This window comes from Streptomyces pimonensis, assembly GCF_041380215.1.
Taxonomy (GTDB): Bacteria; Actinomycetota; Actinomycetes; order Streptomycetales; family Streptomycetaceae; genus Streptomyces; species Streptomyces pimonensis.
Genome location: NZ_JAHWZY010000001.1, coordinates 1 through 15,147 on the forward strand (window position 1 = coordinate 1; position 15,147 = coordinate 15,147).

The 15,147-nt window shown below is 72.2% G+C and carries 14 protein-coding genes and 3 pseudogenes; 7 read left to right on the top strand and 10 right to left on the bottom strand.

Annotated elements, in window-relative coordinates:
- Positions 1 to 273: 273 nt before the first annotated feature.
- Together KYY02_RS00005 and KYY02_RS00010 are read right to left on the bottom strand one after the other, a co-directional pair.
- On the bottom strand, positions 274 to 1,248 hold the full coding sequence (locus tag KYY02_RS00005; RefSeq protein WP_371235288.1) for a DUF1648 domain-containing protein: 975 nt from the start codon (positions 1,246 to 1,248) through the stop codon (positions 274 to 276).
- Positions 1,245 to 1,592, bottom strand: coding sequence for a GntR family transcriptional regulator (locus KYY02_RS00010; RefSeq protein ID WP_371235289.1), 348 nt, complete (start codon positions 1,590 to 1,592; stop codon positions 1,245 to 1,247). Before KYY02_RS00010 ends, KYY02_RS00005 begins: the two co-directional genes overlap by 4 nt.
- Positions 1,593 to 2,034: 442 nt before the next feature.
- On the opposite strand from KYY02_RS00010, the pseudogene KYY02_RS00015 reads away from it, so the two are divergent.
- A pseudogene (locus tag KYY02_RS00015) lies at positions 2,035 to 2,484 on the top strand (transposase family protein); the annotation flags it as partial.
- A 291-nt stretch (positions 2,485 to 2,775) separates the two neighbouring features.
- Here the strand turns inward: KYY02_RS00015 and KYY02_RS00020 are convergent.
- From KYY02_RS00020 to KYY02_RS00030, 3 genes and pseudogenes are all read right to left on the bottom strand, one after another.
- Positions 2,776 to 3,669: an aminoglycoside phosphotransferase family protein gene (locus KYY02_RS00020; protein ID WP_371235693.1), complete on the bottom strand. Its 894-nt coding sequence runs from the start codon at positions 3,667 to 3,669 to the stop codon at positions 2,776 to 2,778.
- 14 nt (positions 3,670 to 3,683) lie between these two features.
- Positions 3,684 to 4,658, bottom strand: coding sequence for a zinc-binding dehydrogenase (locus tag KYY02_RS00025; RefSeq protein WP_371235290.1), 975 nt, complete (start codon positions 4,656 to 4,658; stop codon positions 3,684 to 3,686).
- 111 nt (positions 4,659 to 4,769) lie between these two features.
- Positions 4,770 to 5,124 (bottom strand): annotated as a pseudogene (locus KYY02_RS00030) (NAD(P)-binding protein); the annotation flags it as partial.
- A 56-nt stretch (positions 5,125 to 5,180) separates the two neighbouring features.
- Here KYY02_RS00030 and KYY02_RS00035 point away from each other — a divergent pair.
- Positions 5,181 to 5,858 (top strand): pentapeptide repeat-containing protein, encoded by a 678-nt coding sequence (locus tag KYY02_RS00035; RefSeq protein WP_371235291.1) that lies wholly within the window; start codon positions 5,181 to 5,183, stop codon positions 5,856 to 5,858.
- 202 nt (positions 5,859 to 6,060) lie between these two features.
- Positions 6,061 to 6,261, top strand: a pseudogene (locus KYY02_RS00040) (RNA-guided endonuclease TnpB family protein); the annotation flags it as partial.
- A 186-nt stretch (positions 6,262 to 6,447) separates the two neighbouring features.
- Here KYY02_RS00040 and KYY02_RS00045 read toward each other — a convergent pair.
- On the bottom strand, positions 6,448 to 6,948 hold the full coding sequence (locus tag KYY02_RS00045) for a hypothetical protein (RefSeq protein ID WP_371235292.1): 501 nt from the start codon (positions 6,946 to 6,948) through the stop codon (positions 6,448 to 6,450).
- A 50-nt stretch (positions 6,949 to 6,998) separates the two neighbouring features.
- Here KYY02_RS00045 and KYY02_RS00050 point away from each other — a divergent pair, with 50 nt between their 5' ends.
- Positions 6,999 to 8,402 (top strand): M1 family metallopeptidase, encoded by a 1,404-nt coding sequence (locus KYY02_RS00050; RefSeq protein WP_371235293.1) that lies wholly within the window; start codon positions 6,999 to 7,001, stop codon positions 8,400 to 8,402.
- Positions 8,403 to 8,471: 69 nt separating this feature from the next.
- Here the strand turns inward: KYY02_RS00050 and KYY02_RS00055 are convergent, their stop codons facing one another.
- A complete protein-coding gene (locus tag KYY02_RS00055; protein ID WP_371235294.1) occupies positions 8,472 to 9,047 on the bottom strand; it encodes a TerD family protein in 576 nt (191 codons plus the stop codon).
- 153 nt (positions 9,048 to 9,200) lie between these two features.
- Here KYY02_RS00055 and arfB point away from each other — a divergent pair, with 153 nt between their 5' ends.
- Positions 9,201 to 9,638: an alternative ribosome rescue aminoacyl-tRNA hydrolase ArfB gene (gene arfB, locus KYY02_RS00060; protein WP_371235694.1), complete on the top strand. Its 438-nt coding sequence runs from the start codon at positions 9,201 to 9,203 to the stop codon at positions 9,636 to 9,638.
- 324 nt (positions 9,639 to 9,962) lie between these two features.
- On the opposite strand, the gene KYY02_RS00065 is transcribed toward arfB, so the two are convergent.
- Positions 9,963 to 10,436 (bottom strand): GNAT family N-acetyltransferase, encoded by a 474-nt coding sequence (locus tag KYY02_RS00065; protein ID WP_371235295.1) that lies wholly within the window; start codon positions 10,434 to 10,436, stop codon positions 9,963 to 9,965.
- Between the two features lie 64 nt (positions 10,437 to 10,500).
- Positions 10,501 to 11,082 (bottom strand): flavin reductase family protein, encoded by a 582-nt coding sequence (locus KYY02_RS00070; RefSeq protein WP_371235296.1) that lies wholly within the window; start codon positions 11,080 to 11,082, stop codon positions 10,501 to 10,503.
- 315 nt (positions 11,083 to 11,397) lie between these two features.
- Here KYY02_RS00070 and cdgB point away from each other — a divergent pair, with 315 nt between their 5' ends.
- Both cdgB and KYY02_RS00080 read left to right on the top strand, forming a co-directional pair.
- Positions 11,398 to 13,095, top strand: a complete 1,698-nt coding sequence (gene cdgB, locus KYY02_RS00075; RefSeq protein ID WP_371235297.1) for a diguanylate cyclase CdgB — start codon at positions 11,398 to 11,400, stop codon at positions 13,093 to 13,095.
- Positions 13,096 to 13,213: 118 nt separating this feature from the next.
- Entirely contained in the window at positions 13,214 to 14,158 is a 945-nt protein-coding gene (locus KYY02_RS00080) for a carbohydrate-binding protein (protein WP_371235298.1), read from the top strand.
- Positions 14,159 to 14,164: 6 nt separating this feature from the next.
- Here KYY02_RS00080 and KYY02_RS00085 read toward each other — a convergent pair whose 3' ends face one another.
- Positions 14,165 to 15,094, bottom strand: coding sequence for a 1-phosphofructokinase family hexose kinase (locus tag KYY02_RS00085; RefSeq protein WP_371235299.1), 930 nt, complete (start codon positions 15,092 to 15,094; stop codon positions 14,165 to 14,167).
- Positions 15,095 to 15,147 lie beyond the last annotated feature (53 nt).

Here is a 15,147-nt window from a genome sequence, read left to right on the forward strand (position 1 = left end):
GCCCACATACGTGCGGTCGACACGCATATCCCCCGGTGCGTGATCGAGAGCCTCACATATTTGATCAGTACCGCACAAGCGCTGGCAGCGATCAGTAACAGCTTGACCGAATACCGCCCCCAGGGTTCTCCCGCGTCAGTGGCCGAACAGTGGTTGCGGGCTCGAAATTCCGCATGACCTGTCGCCAGGGAGCGGGTAGGGGCGATTCGCTCAGAAAGGGTCCTGGCCAGGTGCGGGGGATCACCTGGCCAGGACCGGCTATCAACTTGAACGTTAAGCGTTCAAGGAGTTAAGGAGGGCAGCTCCGCGCTCGGCATCATCGACACTGACCGCAAAGTCCTTGCCATTGTGGGTGCGGATTACCAGACACTCACCGCTGCGCAGCATCACAGTTGTGCCCAGCCCGCTCAGCCGGTATCCCCAGCCACCGACCTGGGAAGGCGTACGCGTCTCGACGCGGGCAGAGGCAATGGCATCGGCCGCCCAACGTCGCGCCGGCCAGCTCAGCGGCCCGAAGGCCACCTCCAGACCTCGCTCACTGACCCGTGCCTGCACCGAGGCGAAGCCGAGCACCAGGACAGAGGCCAGAGCGAACGGCCCGGCCAGCAGTGCAGCCTCAGCCCCCATCAACCCCCCCAGTCCCGCCACGACGGCGGCCATTGCTACGACACCTGTCACGGCGGCTGTCGCATGGAGCCAGGGGTTGGATGTGCGGGAGAGCCACACGAAGCGCTCTCCTGCGGGAATCTTCATGGTCGGTCCACCTCCTGTCGGCACCACGGCCGGAGTGCGGCGGCTGGTCAGCAAGGCGGCCGTGCCCACGCCAACAGCCGCTACGAGCGTCACGACGACAGAGACCGTCACCGAGTCCGCCTCGCGCCAGTCCGCATGGTCCAGATTCGCCCGCACAATAGACGCCTGGCCGCCCAGGAGCATCACCCCCCCGAACCCGAGCGTCGCGCCGACCCACCCCCCTACTCCGCCACTCGAAGTGACACGGGCCCGCCACCACATCAGTGCCACAAGCGCCGCTGCCATCCCCCAGATCAGCGCAGGGAAGAGCGACGCGGCCCACAAAGGCATTGAACTGTCGGGCTTGCCCGAGCTGGCGTCCCAGTGCGTCGCCAGCCGGTCCGGAAGCCGGCTGCCGGCGACGAGCGGCAACGCCACCAGCAGCGCCAGGATCCCTAACACCCAGCCGGTGACACCCCACGCCGCAGCGCTCCTGCGTCCTGCACGGTCGGTCACGAAATCCCCCTGATCATGTCGATGAGATCCTTCTTGCTGTATCCGAGGCGCGCCGCGTCGGCCACGACATCCCGGACGCGATCCAGCAACGCCGAGCGTTCAGCCGCCCCATGGGCCACCGTCACGCCTCTGCCTCGCCGGAACTCCAGCACTCCCTCGTCACGCAGCGCTCGAAGACCACGCAGCACCGTATTCACGTTGATTCCCAGCGCCTGGGAGAGGTCACGTGCTGGGGGAAGCCGATCACCCGGCTCACACTCCCCCTCAGCAATGGCACGTCGGATCGCACCCGCCACCTGCTCATGCAGGGGGCGATTGTCCGCAGTGTTCAGCCTTAGCAGCATGGTGCTAAAGATGATAGCACCAAAGGCTCGAAGAGCCGAGGTGGTGATGGCTTCAGTACAGCGCCCGGCGTCTGCGGTGGAAGACCAGTCCCAGCGGCGAGCGCTGACCCTGATGACGGGTCGCCTACCAGGCCACCCCGGCCTCCTCAATACCTCGATGACCTCCTCGTCGTGGCCCTCGCCGGCCAGGAGTCGGCCGTGGGTCCGGCGGGTCCGGCGCAGCTGTGGTCGTCGCGGTGCTCGAGCTCCTCCAACAGGAACTCCCGGACCGCGGATGGCAGCGCATCGTGCGCCCGTCGGTCGACCGGACGACGGGCAACCGCACCGACAGAGGCACAAGCACTCCGGGCGGGACCGTAAAACGTTCGGATCTGTCCCGTAATCGGTGGTAACGGCGAGTGACGGGCATCGTTGGCATGGTGTGTGAGATGTCAACGAGCTTGTGAGCGTGGTGTTTTCGGGGTTGTCGGCGCTGGTCATCGAGGGTGTGGCGGACGAGGGCGGCCTGATCCGGGTGTCGGCGCGGACCCGGGACGACCCGGTGCTGTGCCCCGGGTGCGGGACACCGACAGGGCGGGTGCACGGGTTCCACGGGCGGAGAGTCGCGGACGTGCCCATGGACGGACGGCGGGTCGTCATCTCGGTGAGGTTGCGGCGGCTGGTGTGCCCGGTGCTCGGCTGCTCGCGGCAGGCATTCCGCGAGCAGGTTCCCGGCGTCGTGGAGCGCTACCAGCGCCGGACCAACCGCCTGGCCGACCAACTCAGCTCTTTGGTCAAGGAGCTAGCGGGCCGGGCGGGTGAACGCCTCTCACACGTGTTGGCCTGCTGGATCTCTCGCTCGACCGCCCTGCGCATACTCATACGCAGGGCGGTCCCGCCGCTGCGCGTCCCATGATTGGCTCCCATCGCGGTGGGACCCTGGTGCCGTGGCGCTGCAGCTCCTAGGGGGAACTGCTGGTCATCCAACGGGCGATGCGTGAGCGGACGGTGCGGCACAAGGCGGATTCAGTGGCAGGCGCCAACGAGCCCGCAAGTCGCTGATCAGGGAAAGCGGGATCCGGTGTGGTCATGTGGCACCAGCCGTCACAACCACGCGAGCCCTTGTAATGCGTAGGTCGTCGGTTCGAATCCGACAGGGGGCTCCACTCCGTCCCGGGCCGGGCCCTGTCCGGCCCGGGATCCCTCATGTCGTACGGCCGCGCAGGCGGCGGGCGATCTCCAGGTCCGCCTCGTCCGGGGGGCGGCCGTCCTCGGTCTCCCACAGGCAGTTCTGCAGCACCCGGCCGTACGTCCACGCGCGTGCACGCGCGCGGTCCAGGGCGAGGACGTCGGTCATGGCGTCGAAGCGCCAGACGACGTCCTCGGCGTCGAAGTTGTTGGCCAGGGCGGGCCAGAGGTCGAAGCCGGGGTCGCCGGCCAGGGGCTTGGGGTCGATGGCGAGCCAGGGGGCGCGGTCCGCGGCGAGGACGTTCTCGTCGTGCAGGTCCCAGTGGAGCAGACGGTCGCCGGGCTCGTCGGCGACCTCGCGCACGGCGGCCGCGCAGTCGGCGACGAGGCGGCGGGCGGCCGGGTCCGGGATGCGGTCCAGGGCCGCGGGGGTCCGCTCCAGCATGGACCGGGCGATGTCGCCGAGACGGCGCATTCCCTCGGGGGCCGGGGTGGTGTGCAGGTGGGCGAGGAGGCGGGCGATCACCAGGACGCCCTCGTGCACGTCGGGCCGGTGGGCGAGCATCCGGGAGGCGTCGAGGCGCTCCAGGAGCATGGTGCCGGTGGGTTCGTCGTGGTCGAGGAGGCGGACCGCCCCGTCGCCGTTCCACAGGCGCAGGGCGATCGGTTCGCCCTCGCTCTCGTGGTCGCGGATCTGGAGCTTGAGCACCGCGGGTGTGCCGTCCGCGCGGTCGACGGGGAGGACCAGGGCGCTCACACCGTGCATGGACGTCCCGGTGACGCGCAGGTTCCAGCGGTGCAGGAAGGCGGCGGCGAGGTCCGGGAGGGCGGCGATGAAGGCGCGGCCCGCCTCCTTGTTGTACTTCTCCTGGGCGGCGAGTTCCGCGGGGACGTCGATCACCCCGTGCAGGGTAGTGGCGCCCGCTACGGTTCCAGAACGACTTTTCCGGTCGTGCCCCTGTTCTCCAGGGCCCGGTGGGCGGCGGCGGCCTCGGCGAGGGGGAAGCGGTGCACGGCGGGGATGAGTCTGCCCTCGCCGGCTTCCGCGAGGGCGCGCAGTTCGAGGGTGCGGACCGGGTCGGAGCCGCCCGCCCTGCGCGTCATCTCGGGGCCGAGGACGTTGAGGGAGCGGCCTTCGACGAGGTGGGGGTGGCCGCCGGCGATGCCCTGGGACGACCAGCCGAACACGATGTGGCGGCCGTCGGGGGCGAGGAGGGCGAGCGCCGCGCGGGCGACGTCCCCGCCCACCCCGTCGTACACGACGGTGATCTTGCCCCGGTGGGCGTCGAGCCGTTCGGGCCAGTCGGGGGCCGTGTAGTCGACGGCGAGGTCGGCGCCGCCGGCTGCCACCCGGGCGGTCTTCGCGGGGCCGCCGGCCAGGCCGATGACGGTGGCGCCGGCGTTCTTGGCGTACTGCACGAGGAGGGTGCCGACGCCGCCCGCCGCCGCCGGGACGAGGACCACGTCCTCGGGGCCCGGTTCGGCGAACTGCACGATCCCCATCGCCGTACGGCCCGTGCCGATCATGGCGACGGCCTCGGCGAAGTCGAGGCGCCCGGGGATCTCGTGGAGCCGTTCGGCGTCGGTGACGGCCAGTTCCGCGTAGCCGCCGGGGACGAAGCCGAGGTGGGCGACCACGCGGCGGCCGAGCAGGTCCCCGGGGGCGCCCTCGCCGAGCGCGTCGACCACTCCGGCGATCTCGCGGCCGGGGACGGTCGGCAGGGCGGCCGGGGCCGGGCCGGGGCCCTGTTCGCCTTCGCGCAGGGCCGTGTCGAGGAGGTGGACGCCGGCCGCGCGGACGGCGACGCGGACCTGTCCGGGACCCGGCCGGGGGTCCTCGACCTCCTCGTAGGCGAGGTTCTCGGCCGGGCCGAAGGCGTGCAGGCGGATGGCGTGCATGTGGGATCCCCCAGGAGTCGGGTCGTGCGCCGCTAGGGCTCCCACTCTTCGACCTCAAGCATGGTTGAGGTCAAGCGCGTTCCGGCCGGGGGCGAGGGAGACGGCCGCCGGGGCGCCCCGGCGGCGCAGCCGCAGCCGGGTCACCTCCAGGGGTGGAGGCGGGCGAGGAGGCCGGTGAGAGGCCGCGTTGCCGGAGCCAGGTCCAGAGGGGGCCGCCGTCGTGGAGGGCGTGGGGTCAGTCGTCGGTCCGGTGAGGGCCTTCGGCGGTGCGGGCCCCGCCTCCCAGGGAGGGGCGGGCTCCTTGGACGGTGACCTCGGCACCCGCCTCCACGGCGGTGACGGCCGCGGTGAGGCCGGCGAAGCCGCCGCCGGCGACGGTGATGCGGTGCGTGGCCGGGGTCCTCTCCGGCCGGGGCGTCCTCCGGCCTCGCACGGAGCACGGAGCGAGGGCCGGGGAAGGTGACATGCGCGGTGTCTTTGCAGGCCGGGTGGGTTGTCAGCGGTGGGGTGCAGTATGGGGCCATGGCACGGGGAGCGGTGGGCGGTACGGGAGTGAAGGCGGCGCGGCGCCCGGAGCTGCGGCTGCCCGCGCTGGAGCGGTACGAGGGGGGCGGGCTGGAGCCGGACGGGGACTATGACGGGGTGGAGTTCCGGGCGGCCGACTTCGCGGGGCAGGACGGCGGCGGGGCGCGTTTCATGGACTGCGCGCTGACGGGGTGCGCGCTGGACGGCACGCGGCTGTCCCGGGCGCGGGTGCTGGACTCGGTGCTGGCCGGTGTGCGGGGTGTGGGGACCCGGCTGGCCGAGGCGACCCTGCGCGACGTCGAGCTGACCGACGCGCGTCTCGGGGGGACGCAGCTGCACGGGGCGGTGCTGGAGCGGGTGCTGGTCCGGGGCGGGAAGATCGACTTCCTGAACCTGCGCTCGGCCCGGCTCAAGGACGTGGTCTTCGAGGGCTGTGTCCTGGTGGAGCCGGACTTCGGCGGAGCCTTGTTGGAGCGGGTGGAGTTCGTGGACTGCGCGCTGAAGGACGCGGACCTCTCGGGGGCCACGCTGAAGGACGTGGACCTGCGCGGGGCCGCGCCGCTGGGGATCGCGCGGGGGGTGGGCCGGCTGTCGGGGGCGGTGATCAGCACGGCCCAGCTGCTGGACCTGGCGCCGGTGCTGGCGGGGGAGCTGGGGATCAGGGTGGAGGGATGAGGGGGAGGGGACACCGGGTTTCGCAGGATCGAAGAACCGGGGCGAGGCCCGGCTGAAGGCCGCCCGCGCCCACGCCAGGGTCGCCGGCGCCCGCCGCGAGTTCCGCCGGCAGCTCCCTGCCGGGCCGATCTCCGAGGACCAGGGGATCGTCGTGGAGGACCTGGCGGTGGCGGGACCGGCCCGCACCGGGCCGGCCGAGAGCGTGCGCGACGCCGGACGGCCGGCGTTCCTCAGCAGGCCGGAGTGCAGAGCGCGGCGCTACGGACGGACCCCGGTCAGGGCCGGCCGACTCCAGCCGGCGTCCCCGACCTGCTCCACCCGCGGCGCCAGGGACGGCCCCGACCCCCTGAGCGTCCGGGAAGGGACCTGTGGGGGCTGCGGCACCGTCCACGACCGGGACCACAACGCCGCGGTCGACGTGAAGACGACCGCCGGACCGGCGGCATCGGCCCGCGGAGCGCCGGTAGGACCAGAACCCGTTCCGGCGCAGCGCGACGAGACAGGAAGCCACGGATCCCCGACCGGACCCCGTGCGGCGCGGCAACGCCGGGGAGGGCCGGGACCTCCGGGCCTCAGTCCGGGGAGCAGGTCAGTTCACCCGGGGGTAGCGGGCCTGGAGGGTCCAGACGGCCGGGTTCTCGCCGAGGTCCTCGTGGAGGTCGGTCAGGTCGGCGAGGAGGTCGTGGAGGAAGTCGCGGGCCTCACGACGGAGTTCGGCGTGGGAGAAGGTCAGCGGGGGTTCGGAGGCGGGCAGCCACTCCGCTTCGATGTCCACCCAGCCGAAGCGGCGTTCGAAGAGCAGGCGGTCGGTGGATTCGGTGAAGTCCAGCTCCGCGTGCTGGGGGCGGGAGGCGCGGGAGCCGGCCGGGTCCCGGTCGACGAGCTCCACGATGTCGCACAGCGCCCACGCGAAGTCGAGCACCGGTACCCATCCCCAGGCCGTGGACAGCTCGCGGTCCGACGTGGTGTCGGCGAGGTAGACGTCCCCGCAGAAGAGGTCGTGCCGCAGGGCGTGGACGTCCGCGCGGCGGTAGTCGGTCTGCGGGGGGTCGGGGAAGCGGTTGGAGAGGGCGTAGCCGATGTCGAGCACGAGGGTGATGGTGCCACGTCATGGCGCGCCGTTCCCCATAGGATCCTGGTGTGCGTCCCTACCGCCCTGGCTCCCGCAGTGCCGTCGCCGCCCTGCTCGTGGTGTCGGCGGTCGCCTGCGGGGGTGGTCCAGGGGCTTCGGCCGGCGGTTCGGGCGTGGGTGATCCGTACTTCCCGAAGGCCGGCAACGGCGGTTACGACGTCCGCCACTACGCCCTCGACCTCGCCTACGACCCCCGCGCGCACCGTCTCACCGGCACCGCGACGATCACCGCACGGGCGAAGGAGGGCCTCTCCGCGCTGAACCTCGACCTCGAGGGCCTCGACGTCGAGGAGGTCACCGTCGACGGCGTGGCCGCCCGCTGGAGCAGGGCGGGGCAGGAGCTGACCGTCCGCCCGCGCGAGCCCGTGGAAGGCGACTTCCGGGTGACCGTCCGCTACGGCGGCGCCCCGCTGACCCTCACCGACCCGGACGGCTCCGAGGAGGGCTGGCTGCGCACCGCCGACGGGGCGCTGGCGCTGGGGCAGCCGGTGGGGTCGGCGGCGTGGTTCCCGGGCAACCACCACCCCTCCGACAAGGCGACGTACGCCCTCGCGGTGACGGTGCCGAAGGAGTTGCGGGTGGTGTCCAACGGGGAGCCGGCCGGTGAGGAGCGGAAGGGGAGCCGTACGACGTACCGCTGGCGCACCGGCGAGCCGATGGCGAGTTACCTCGCGACGCTGGCCATCGGCAGGTACGAGGTCCGCCGCACGGCGACCGCCGGCGGGCTGCCCGTGTACACGGCCGTCGATCCGGAGCAGGCGGAGGCGAGCCGTGCGGTCCTGGCACGGATCCCCGAGGTGCTGGCGTGGGCGGAGCGGACCTTCGGCCCGTACCCCTTCTCCTCCGCGGGTGCGATCGTCGAGCGTCCCGGGGACGCCGGGTACGCCCTGGAGACCCAGAACCGGCCGGTCTTCCCCGGCGCCCCCGACACCGCGTTGCTGGTCCACGAGATCGCCCACCAGTGGTACGGCGACTCGGTCACCCCGAAGACCTGGCGGGACATGTGGCTCAACGAGGGCTTCGCGACCTACGCGCAGTGGCTGTGGCAGGAGGACCACGGCGGTGACACGGCACAGCGGACGTTCGACTCGCTGTACGCCGGCGGGTACTTCCCGGACGAGGGGACCAACGAGGCGCTCTGGTCCTTCCCACCCGCCGAGCCGCCGGACGCGGCGCACATCTCCGCCACCCCCGTGTACTGGCGCGGCGCGATGGTCCTGCACAAGGTCCGGCAGACGGTCGGCGACGACGCCTTCCCGGCCCTGCTCCGGGGCTGGGCACAGCAGCACCGCCACGGCAACGCGGACACCGGCGACTTCACGTCGTACGTGGAGGAGTCGGCTCCGGACAAGGACTTCGCCGGGATCTGGGAGGACTGGCTGTACGGGGCGGGGCGGCCGGAGCGGCCCTGAGCGTGCGTCGGAGCCCCCGGCCCGGCGGGACGCCGGGCCGGGGGCTCCGATACGGAAGCGGGGCGTCCGTCAGACGTTGACGCCGAAGTCCTGGGCGATGCCCACGAGGCCCGAGGCGTAGCCCTGGCCGACGGCGCGGAACTTCCACTCCGCGCCGTTGCGGTAGAGCTCGCCGAAGACCATGGCGGTCTCGGTGGCCGCGTCCTCGGACAGGTCGTAGCGGGCGATCTCGGCGCCGCCGGCCTGGTTGACGATGCGGATGTAGGCGTTGCGCACCTGGCCGAAGTTCTGGCTGCGGTTCTCGGCGTCGTAGATCGACACCGGGAAGACGATCTTGTCGATGTCGGCCGGGAGCGCGGCGAGGTCGACGTTGATCGCCTCGTCGTCGCCGGCGCCCTCGCCGGTGCGGTTGTCACCGGTGTGGACGATGGAGCTGTCCGGGGTCTGCTTGTTGTTGAAGAACACGAAGTGGGCGTCCGAGTAGACCCTGCCCTGCGTGTTGACCGCGATCGCCGAGGCGTCGAGGTCGAAGTCCGTGCCGGTGGTGGTGCGGACGTCCCAGCCGAGGCCCACGGTGACGGCGGTCAGGCCCGGAGCCTCCTTGGTGAGCGAGACGTTGCCACCCTTGGACAGGCTTACAGCCATTGTTGGGAGTCCCTTCCCTCGTGTACGTACGACTAGAAGCTACAGCTACCACCTTGAACGCGGAGAGGGGTGCGAGAGGTTCCAGGTGTCTTTGCTTTCTTTACCCGGATCGCGGGATAATTCGGATGACGTGGCCCGGTCAGAGGCGGGAACCTGTACGACATGTCCGGTCCCTATCCCATCCGCGGCTCCGTCCCGCTGCCCGAGGCCGAGCTCATGTGGCGTTTCTCGCGGTCGTCCGGGCCCGGCGGACAGCACGTGAACACCAGCGACTCCCAGGTCGAGCTCCGTTTCGACCTCGCCCGCACCGAGGCGCTGCCCGAGGTGTGGAAGCAGCGGGCGCTGGAGCGGCTCGCCGGGCGGCTGACCGGCGGTGTGATCACCGTTCGCGCTTCGGAGCACCGCTCGCAGTGGCGCAACCGAGAGACGGCCGCGGTGCGGCTCGCGGCGCTGCTCGCGGAGGCGACCGCGCCTCCGCCGAAGCCGCGCAGGCCGACGCGCGTTCCGCGAGGGATCAACGAGCGGCGGCTGCGGGAGAAGAAGCAGCGGTCGGAGACCAAACGGGGGCGCTCCGCGCGGGACTGGGGGTGACCCCCGGCTCCCCCGGGATGTGGCCTTGGTCCCTTGGTGTGTGACCCAGGCCCCCCCTGGGGTGTGGCTCTGGTCTCTTGGGGGTGTGACCCTGGCCCCCCCGGGGTGTGGCCCCGGTCTCTTGGGGGTGACCCCCGGCTCCCCGGGGTGTGGCTCTGGTCCCTTGGGGGTGTGGCCTCGGTCCCGGTGGCCCCTGCGGGGGTGTCGGACCGGGGGTCCGGAGGCGCCCGACGGGTGTCCCCGCGGGCCGTCGTGGCCGGTCGCGCGGTTCCCCGCGTCCCTGACGGGGTGCGACTCCTCGTCCCCCGGGCGGTGCCCGGTGTTTCAGTCCAGATCCAGCACGCCCACCGTTTCGCCCTCGGCGATCTCCCCGGTCCCGCGGAAGCCCAGGTTCAGGCAGAAGTCCTCGGGGCCGTGGTCGCCGGGGTGCCAGCAGACGTGGAACCCGCGCGTGCCCCGGCGGCGGAGTTCCTGCGCCACCGACTCCACGGCGAAGCGGCCGTAGCCCTTGCCCTGCTCCTCCGCCGCGATGACCAGCCGCCGCAGGCCGGAGCGGATGACGCTGCCGCCGTCCTCGTGCCAGTCGATGTCGAGGAAGGCCGTCAGGAAGCCGACCGCGCGGTCGCCGTCCATGATCAGACGGGGCCAGGCGGAGTCCGGACGGACGTACGCCTCGGCGAGGGGTCTCACCACCGGGTCTACGGCGAATTCCTGGTCGGGGCGGACCCGTACACCGAGGGCGGCCCTGAGGTTCTTCGGCGTGATCGGTTCGAGGCGAAGCGCGGTGGTCGTCGTCACCCGGGTGCCGTAGGCAAGTAAATCCCGGCCGGCAAAAGGGATTTCGGCGACGAAGGCAAATCACTCAGCCCAACTGCCGGTAACGGCCCCGGAAATACGTCAGCGGACCGCCCTCCGCGCTCGGCACCCGGGCCGTCAGGACGCGGCCGATCACCAGGGTGTGGTCCCCGGCCGGGACCCGCTGCTCGGTGCGGCACTCCAGGGTCGCCAGCGCGCCTCCCACCAGTGGCGCCCCGCTGTGCTCGCCGCGCAGGTACGGGATGTCCGCGAAGAGCAGGCGGTCGCTGACCCGGCCCTTCATCGCGAAGCGGCCCGCGACGTGCCGCTGGCTCTCGGAGAGCACGGACACCGCCCACAGGGGCTGTTCGTCGAGGAGTTCGTCCATGCGGGAGCCGTTGCGCAGGCTGACCAGCACCAGCGGCGGATCCAGGGAGACCGACAGGAACGCGGTGGCCGTCATGCCGACGTCCTCGCCGGCCGGCGCCGCGGGGTCGTCGGGGTCCAGTGGCGGCTCCTGCGCGGTCACCAGGACCACGCCGGCGGCCAGTCGGGACAGGGCGGCTCGGAACTCGTCGTTGCTCACACCCTCAGCATGCCGGGCGTCGGACGGAACGGTGGTCGCGGGCGGGGCGGAAGTGTTCGGCACACCGGAAACGCTAATCTCCGCTCCACGGGCACGGCATCGGGCCTTGGGCCGAGCCGGGACCTAGGACCAACGCCCGGGCCGGACCCGGTCCGTGCACGGACAACACAAGGACTGCGTTCGTCGAACACACGGGGAAACCACGGAAAGACCACGCAATTGCTCACGTTTACCTGTGACTTGAGTCACAAGGGTAAAGAATTGTTGACCCTGTGTACCGAGTGGGCAGCGCGCTGTGATTCAGTGGCGGGAAGCTGCTGGGACGATACGCCGAAGACAACCCTTGATTCGCTGCGAGGTCTCGGGGGGAGGGCGAGGATGGAGACCGAGTCGGAACCCTACGTCCGTCTTGCGGCGCTGAGACAGCTCCACCAAGCCATGGCCGACATGAACACGGCCCGCAGCCTGGCGGACACGCTGCAGACGGTCGCCGACGGTGTGGTGACCGCCCTCGGGTACGAGCTGGCGTGCGTCAACCTCGTACGCCCCGACGGTGACCTGGTCGTCGCCGCCCTGGCCGGGAACTCCGCCGCCGAGGCCCTCATCACCGGCCGGACCGGCTCCCGCGCGTCCTGGGACCGCCGCCTCGGCATGGGCGAACGCTGGGGCGACCTGGTCTTCATACCGCACACCGAGGGCTGGGTCCTCGACGACGACGACGTCCCGCAGTGGTACACCGACGGGCCCGCGCCCCGCTTCGAGGACGAGTGGCACCCCTCCGACCGGCTCTTCGCCCCGATGTACGCCCCCGGCCCGCAGGGCGGCGGCGCCTCCGGGGAACTGGTCGGCGTCCTCTCCGTGGACCGCCCGCGCAACGGCCGCCGGCCCGGCGCCTGGGGTCGCGAGGCCCTCCAGATGTACGCCTTCCAGGCCGCGATCGCGCTCAGCAACGCGCGTCTGCGTGCCAACATGCAGCGCGCCCTGGTGCGCCTGGAGCGCGACCAGCAGGCGCTGCGGGCCAGCGAGGAAAGCTTCCGGCAGGCCTTCGAGTACGCCCCCTCCGGCATGGCCATCGCCGAGATGGGCGGCGACCAGCACGGCAGGATCCTGCGCACCAACGACGCGCTGTGCAGACTGCTCGGCCGCCCCGCCTCCGCGATGCGCCGCTACTCCTTCTCCGACCTGGTCCACCCCGAGGACATGGGCACCCTGCTGCGGACCTCCGCCGAGGGCGGCCGGGCCGAGCTGCGCCTGGGCCGCCGCGACGGCACCTTCGTCTGGGTCTCCCTGCGCAACTCGGTCGTCGCCGACGCCGCCGACGGCCCCCGCTTCCTGCTCACCCACGTCGAGGACATAGAGGAGCGCAAGCGCCGCGAGCTCCAGCTCGCCCACCGCGCCTCCCACGACTCGCTCACCGGACTGCCCAACTCCGCCGAGCTGCGGGCGCGGCTGTCCGCCCGGCTGTGCCGGCAGCCGCCGCAGAGCGCGCTGCCCGCCGCCGTCGACTCCATGGCGTCCTTCGAGTCCTTCGACTCCTACGGCGCCGTCTACGGCCCGCCCGCCTTCGACCGGGGACACGACTTCGACTTCCCGCCGGGCACGGAGGGGCACGGGGGCTACGACGGCTACGACCACCACGTGCACACCGTCGCGCCCGCCGCCGATTCCGACGACGGCGCCAAGGGGCTCGCGGTGCTCTTCTGCGACCTCGACGGCTTCAAGTCGATCAACGACCGGTTCGGGCACAACGCGGGTGACGCGGTGCTCGTCGAGGTCGCCCGCCGGCTGGGCAACGGCGTGCGGGACGGCGACACCGTGGCCCGGCTCGGCGGCGACGAGTTCGTGATCCTCGCCGACGGGCTCGGCCGGGCCGACGCCCAGGACCTCGCGGTACGGCTGCGCAACGAGATCATCCAGCCCATCCGGGCCGAGGGGCGGGCCGTGCGGGTCGGGGCCAGCTTCGGGATCGGGTGGGCGCACTGCGGGATGACGGCGGACGAAGTGCTGAAGTCGGCCGACGAACGGATGTACGTCGAGAAACGATCTCGTCCCAAACAGCATCGGCGTGCGGGATGAACCGCAGGTCAGTGGTTTGATGCGGTCCGGGTCACCCGTTCGGGCCACGGGAAGCGGGTAGGCTCGATTACTCCACCCCCCCATACCGCACCCGATCCGCAGCTAGGAGCACCCAGGGATGACGGCCGGCAACAACGGCGCGAGCACGCCGGAGGACGACGACCCGTTCGGCTACCTCTACGCCGACGGGCAGGCCAACGGGGCCCAGCCGCCGTCCGGGGGCTACGGCTACCCGAACTCGGTCAACCGGGTGCGGCCGGTCGGGAGCCGCCAGTACGGCCAGCCGGGGACCGCTCCGCAGGCGCCGCAGCAGCAGGGCGCCTACGGCCAGTCGAACGCCCACTACGCCGCCCCGGAGACGCTGCCCGGCGGCGGCGCCACCGCCGTCCAGTCGCACCAGTCGTCGCACGGAGGGGGCGGCCGGGGCCGCGGCCCGAACACCAAGGGCCTGCTCATCGGTGCGATCGCGGTGGTCGCCGCGGTCGTCGTCGGCATCGGCGTGGCCATAATCGGCGGCGACGAGGGCGACGACGAGGGCGGCAACCAGGCGGACTCCACGCCGACCCGGTCCCAGGACAGCGGCGAGCCGAGCCCCTCGGCGAGCGAGGGCGGGGCGGACGAGGAGAAGACCGAGCTGCCGACCGCCGACGCGCAGGCGCTCAGCCTGGGCGGTACGGCCTCCCTCGCGTCGGACGTCGAGGGCGCGCAGTCCGACGGCGGTTCCTACGTGGCCAACCTCAATCAGCCGGGCGCCTCGGTCACCTGGACCTTCAGCGGCGTTCCGGCGGACGGCGCCTACACCGTCTTCGTGCGCTACAGCACCACCGACGAGCCCCAGTCGATGACGCTCACCGTCAACGGCAAGGAGTTCGGCTCCAAGCTCAACATGGACAACTTCGCCCGAGCCAAGGACGGCGACTTCTCCAAGGGCTGGACCCAGACCTTCGCCTGGCCGACGCTCAACAAGGGCTCCAACACCGTCTCGCTCTCCTGCGCCGACGGCGACAAGTGCAACGTCCTGCTGGACCAGCTGTGGCTGAAGGAGGGGCAGGTCAAGAAGTGACCTGGCCTACGCCGCGCTCGCCTCTCCCGTCACCGTGACCCCGGTCAGCAGCTCCTCGTAGACCGCCCGGTCGAACTCGCCCGCCGTCGGGGACGCGACCGTCGCCGCCGACAGGGCCGCCGCCCGGCCGAGGCGGTCGGGCCAGGGGCGGTGTTCGACCAGGGCCGAGAGCAGGCCCGCGGCCGCCGAGTCGCCGGCGCCGGCCGGGTCGCCGTGCAGGCGCTGCGGAGGGGCCGCGCGCCAGCGGCCCTCGGGGGTCACCGCGAACAGGCCCTCCGGGCCCAGGGAGGCGACCACCGCGCCCGCGCCGCGGCGGCGGGCGTCCTGGGTGGCGCGCAGCGGCTCGTGGAAGCCGGTGAGTTCGGCCAGTTCCCCGGCGTTCGGCTTGAGGACGTCGGGACGGCCCGCGACCCCGCGGCGCAGCGCCGCCCCGCTGGTGTCGAGGAGGGTCGGCACCCCGGCCGCGCGGGCCGTGCGGATCAGGCCCGCGTACGCGCCCACCGGGACGCCCGGGGGCAGGCTGCCGCACAGGGCCACAGCCGAGGCCGAGGCCAGCAGGTCCCCGTACGCCCCCTGGAACGCGGACCACTCGGCGTGGGTGATCACCGGGCCGGGCTCGTTGAGCCGGGTGGTGGCGCCGGAGCGCTCGTCGACGACCGTGACGGTGCGCCGGGTCGTGCCGGAGACCGGGACCAGCGCGTCCGTCAGATGCGGCACCCCGGCGAGCCGGTCGCGCAGGACGCGGCCCGTCGTACCGCCGGAGAAGCCGGTGACCGTCACCTCGTGGCCGAGGGCCGCGAGCACCCGGGCCACGTTGACGCCCTTGCCGCCGGGGCGTTCCGTCACCTCGGCGACCCGGTGGGAGGTTCCCGGCCGCAGAGCCGGCACGCGATAGGTGACGTCGAGAGCGGTGTTCAGCGTGACCGTGAGGATCACCGGGCCGACCTCCCCATGTGCCTGTGCTTCCACGTGCCCCGGGGAACGATCAT

Bases quoted from the DNA above. Each gene is read 5' to 3' on its own strand.
- KYY02_RS00010 (WP_371235289.1), bottom strand. From the start codon at position 1,592: ATGCTGCTAAGGCTGAACACTGCGGACAATCGCCCCCTGCATGAGCAG.
- KYY02_RS00025 (WP_371235290.1), bottom strand. From the start codon at position 4,658: ATGCACGCCATCCGCCTGCACGCCTTCGGCCCGGCCGAGAACCTCGCC.
- KYY02_RS00035 (WP_371235291.1), top strand. From the start codon at position 5,181: ATGGCACGGGGAGCGGTGGGCGGTACGGGAGTGAAGGCGGCGCGGCGC.
- KYY02_RS00055 (WP_371235294.1), bottom strand. From the start codon at position 9,047: ATGGCTGTAAGCCTGTCCAAGGGTGGCAACGTCTCGCTCACCAAGGAG.
- cdgB (WP_371235297.1), top strand. From the start codon at position 11,398: ATGGAGACCGAGTCGGAACCCTACGTCCGTCTTGCGGCGCTGAGACAG.
- KYY02_RS00080 (WP_371235298.1), top strand. From the start codon at position 13,214: ATGACGGCCGGCAACAACGGCGCGAGCACGCCGGAGGACGACGACCCG.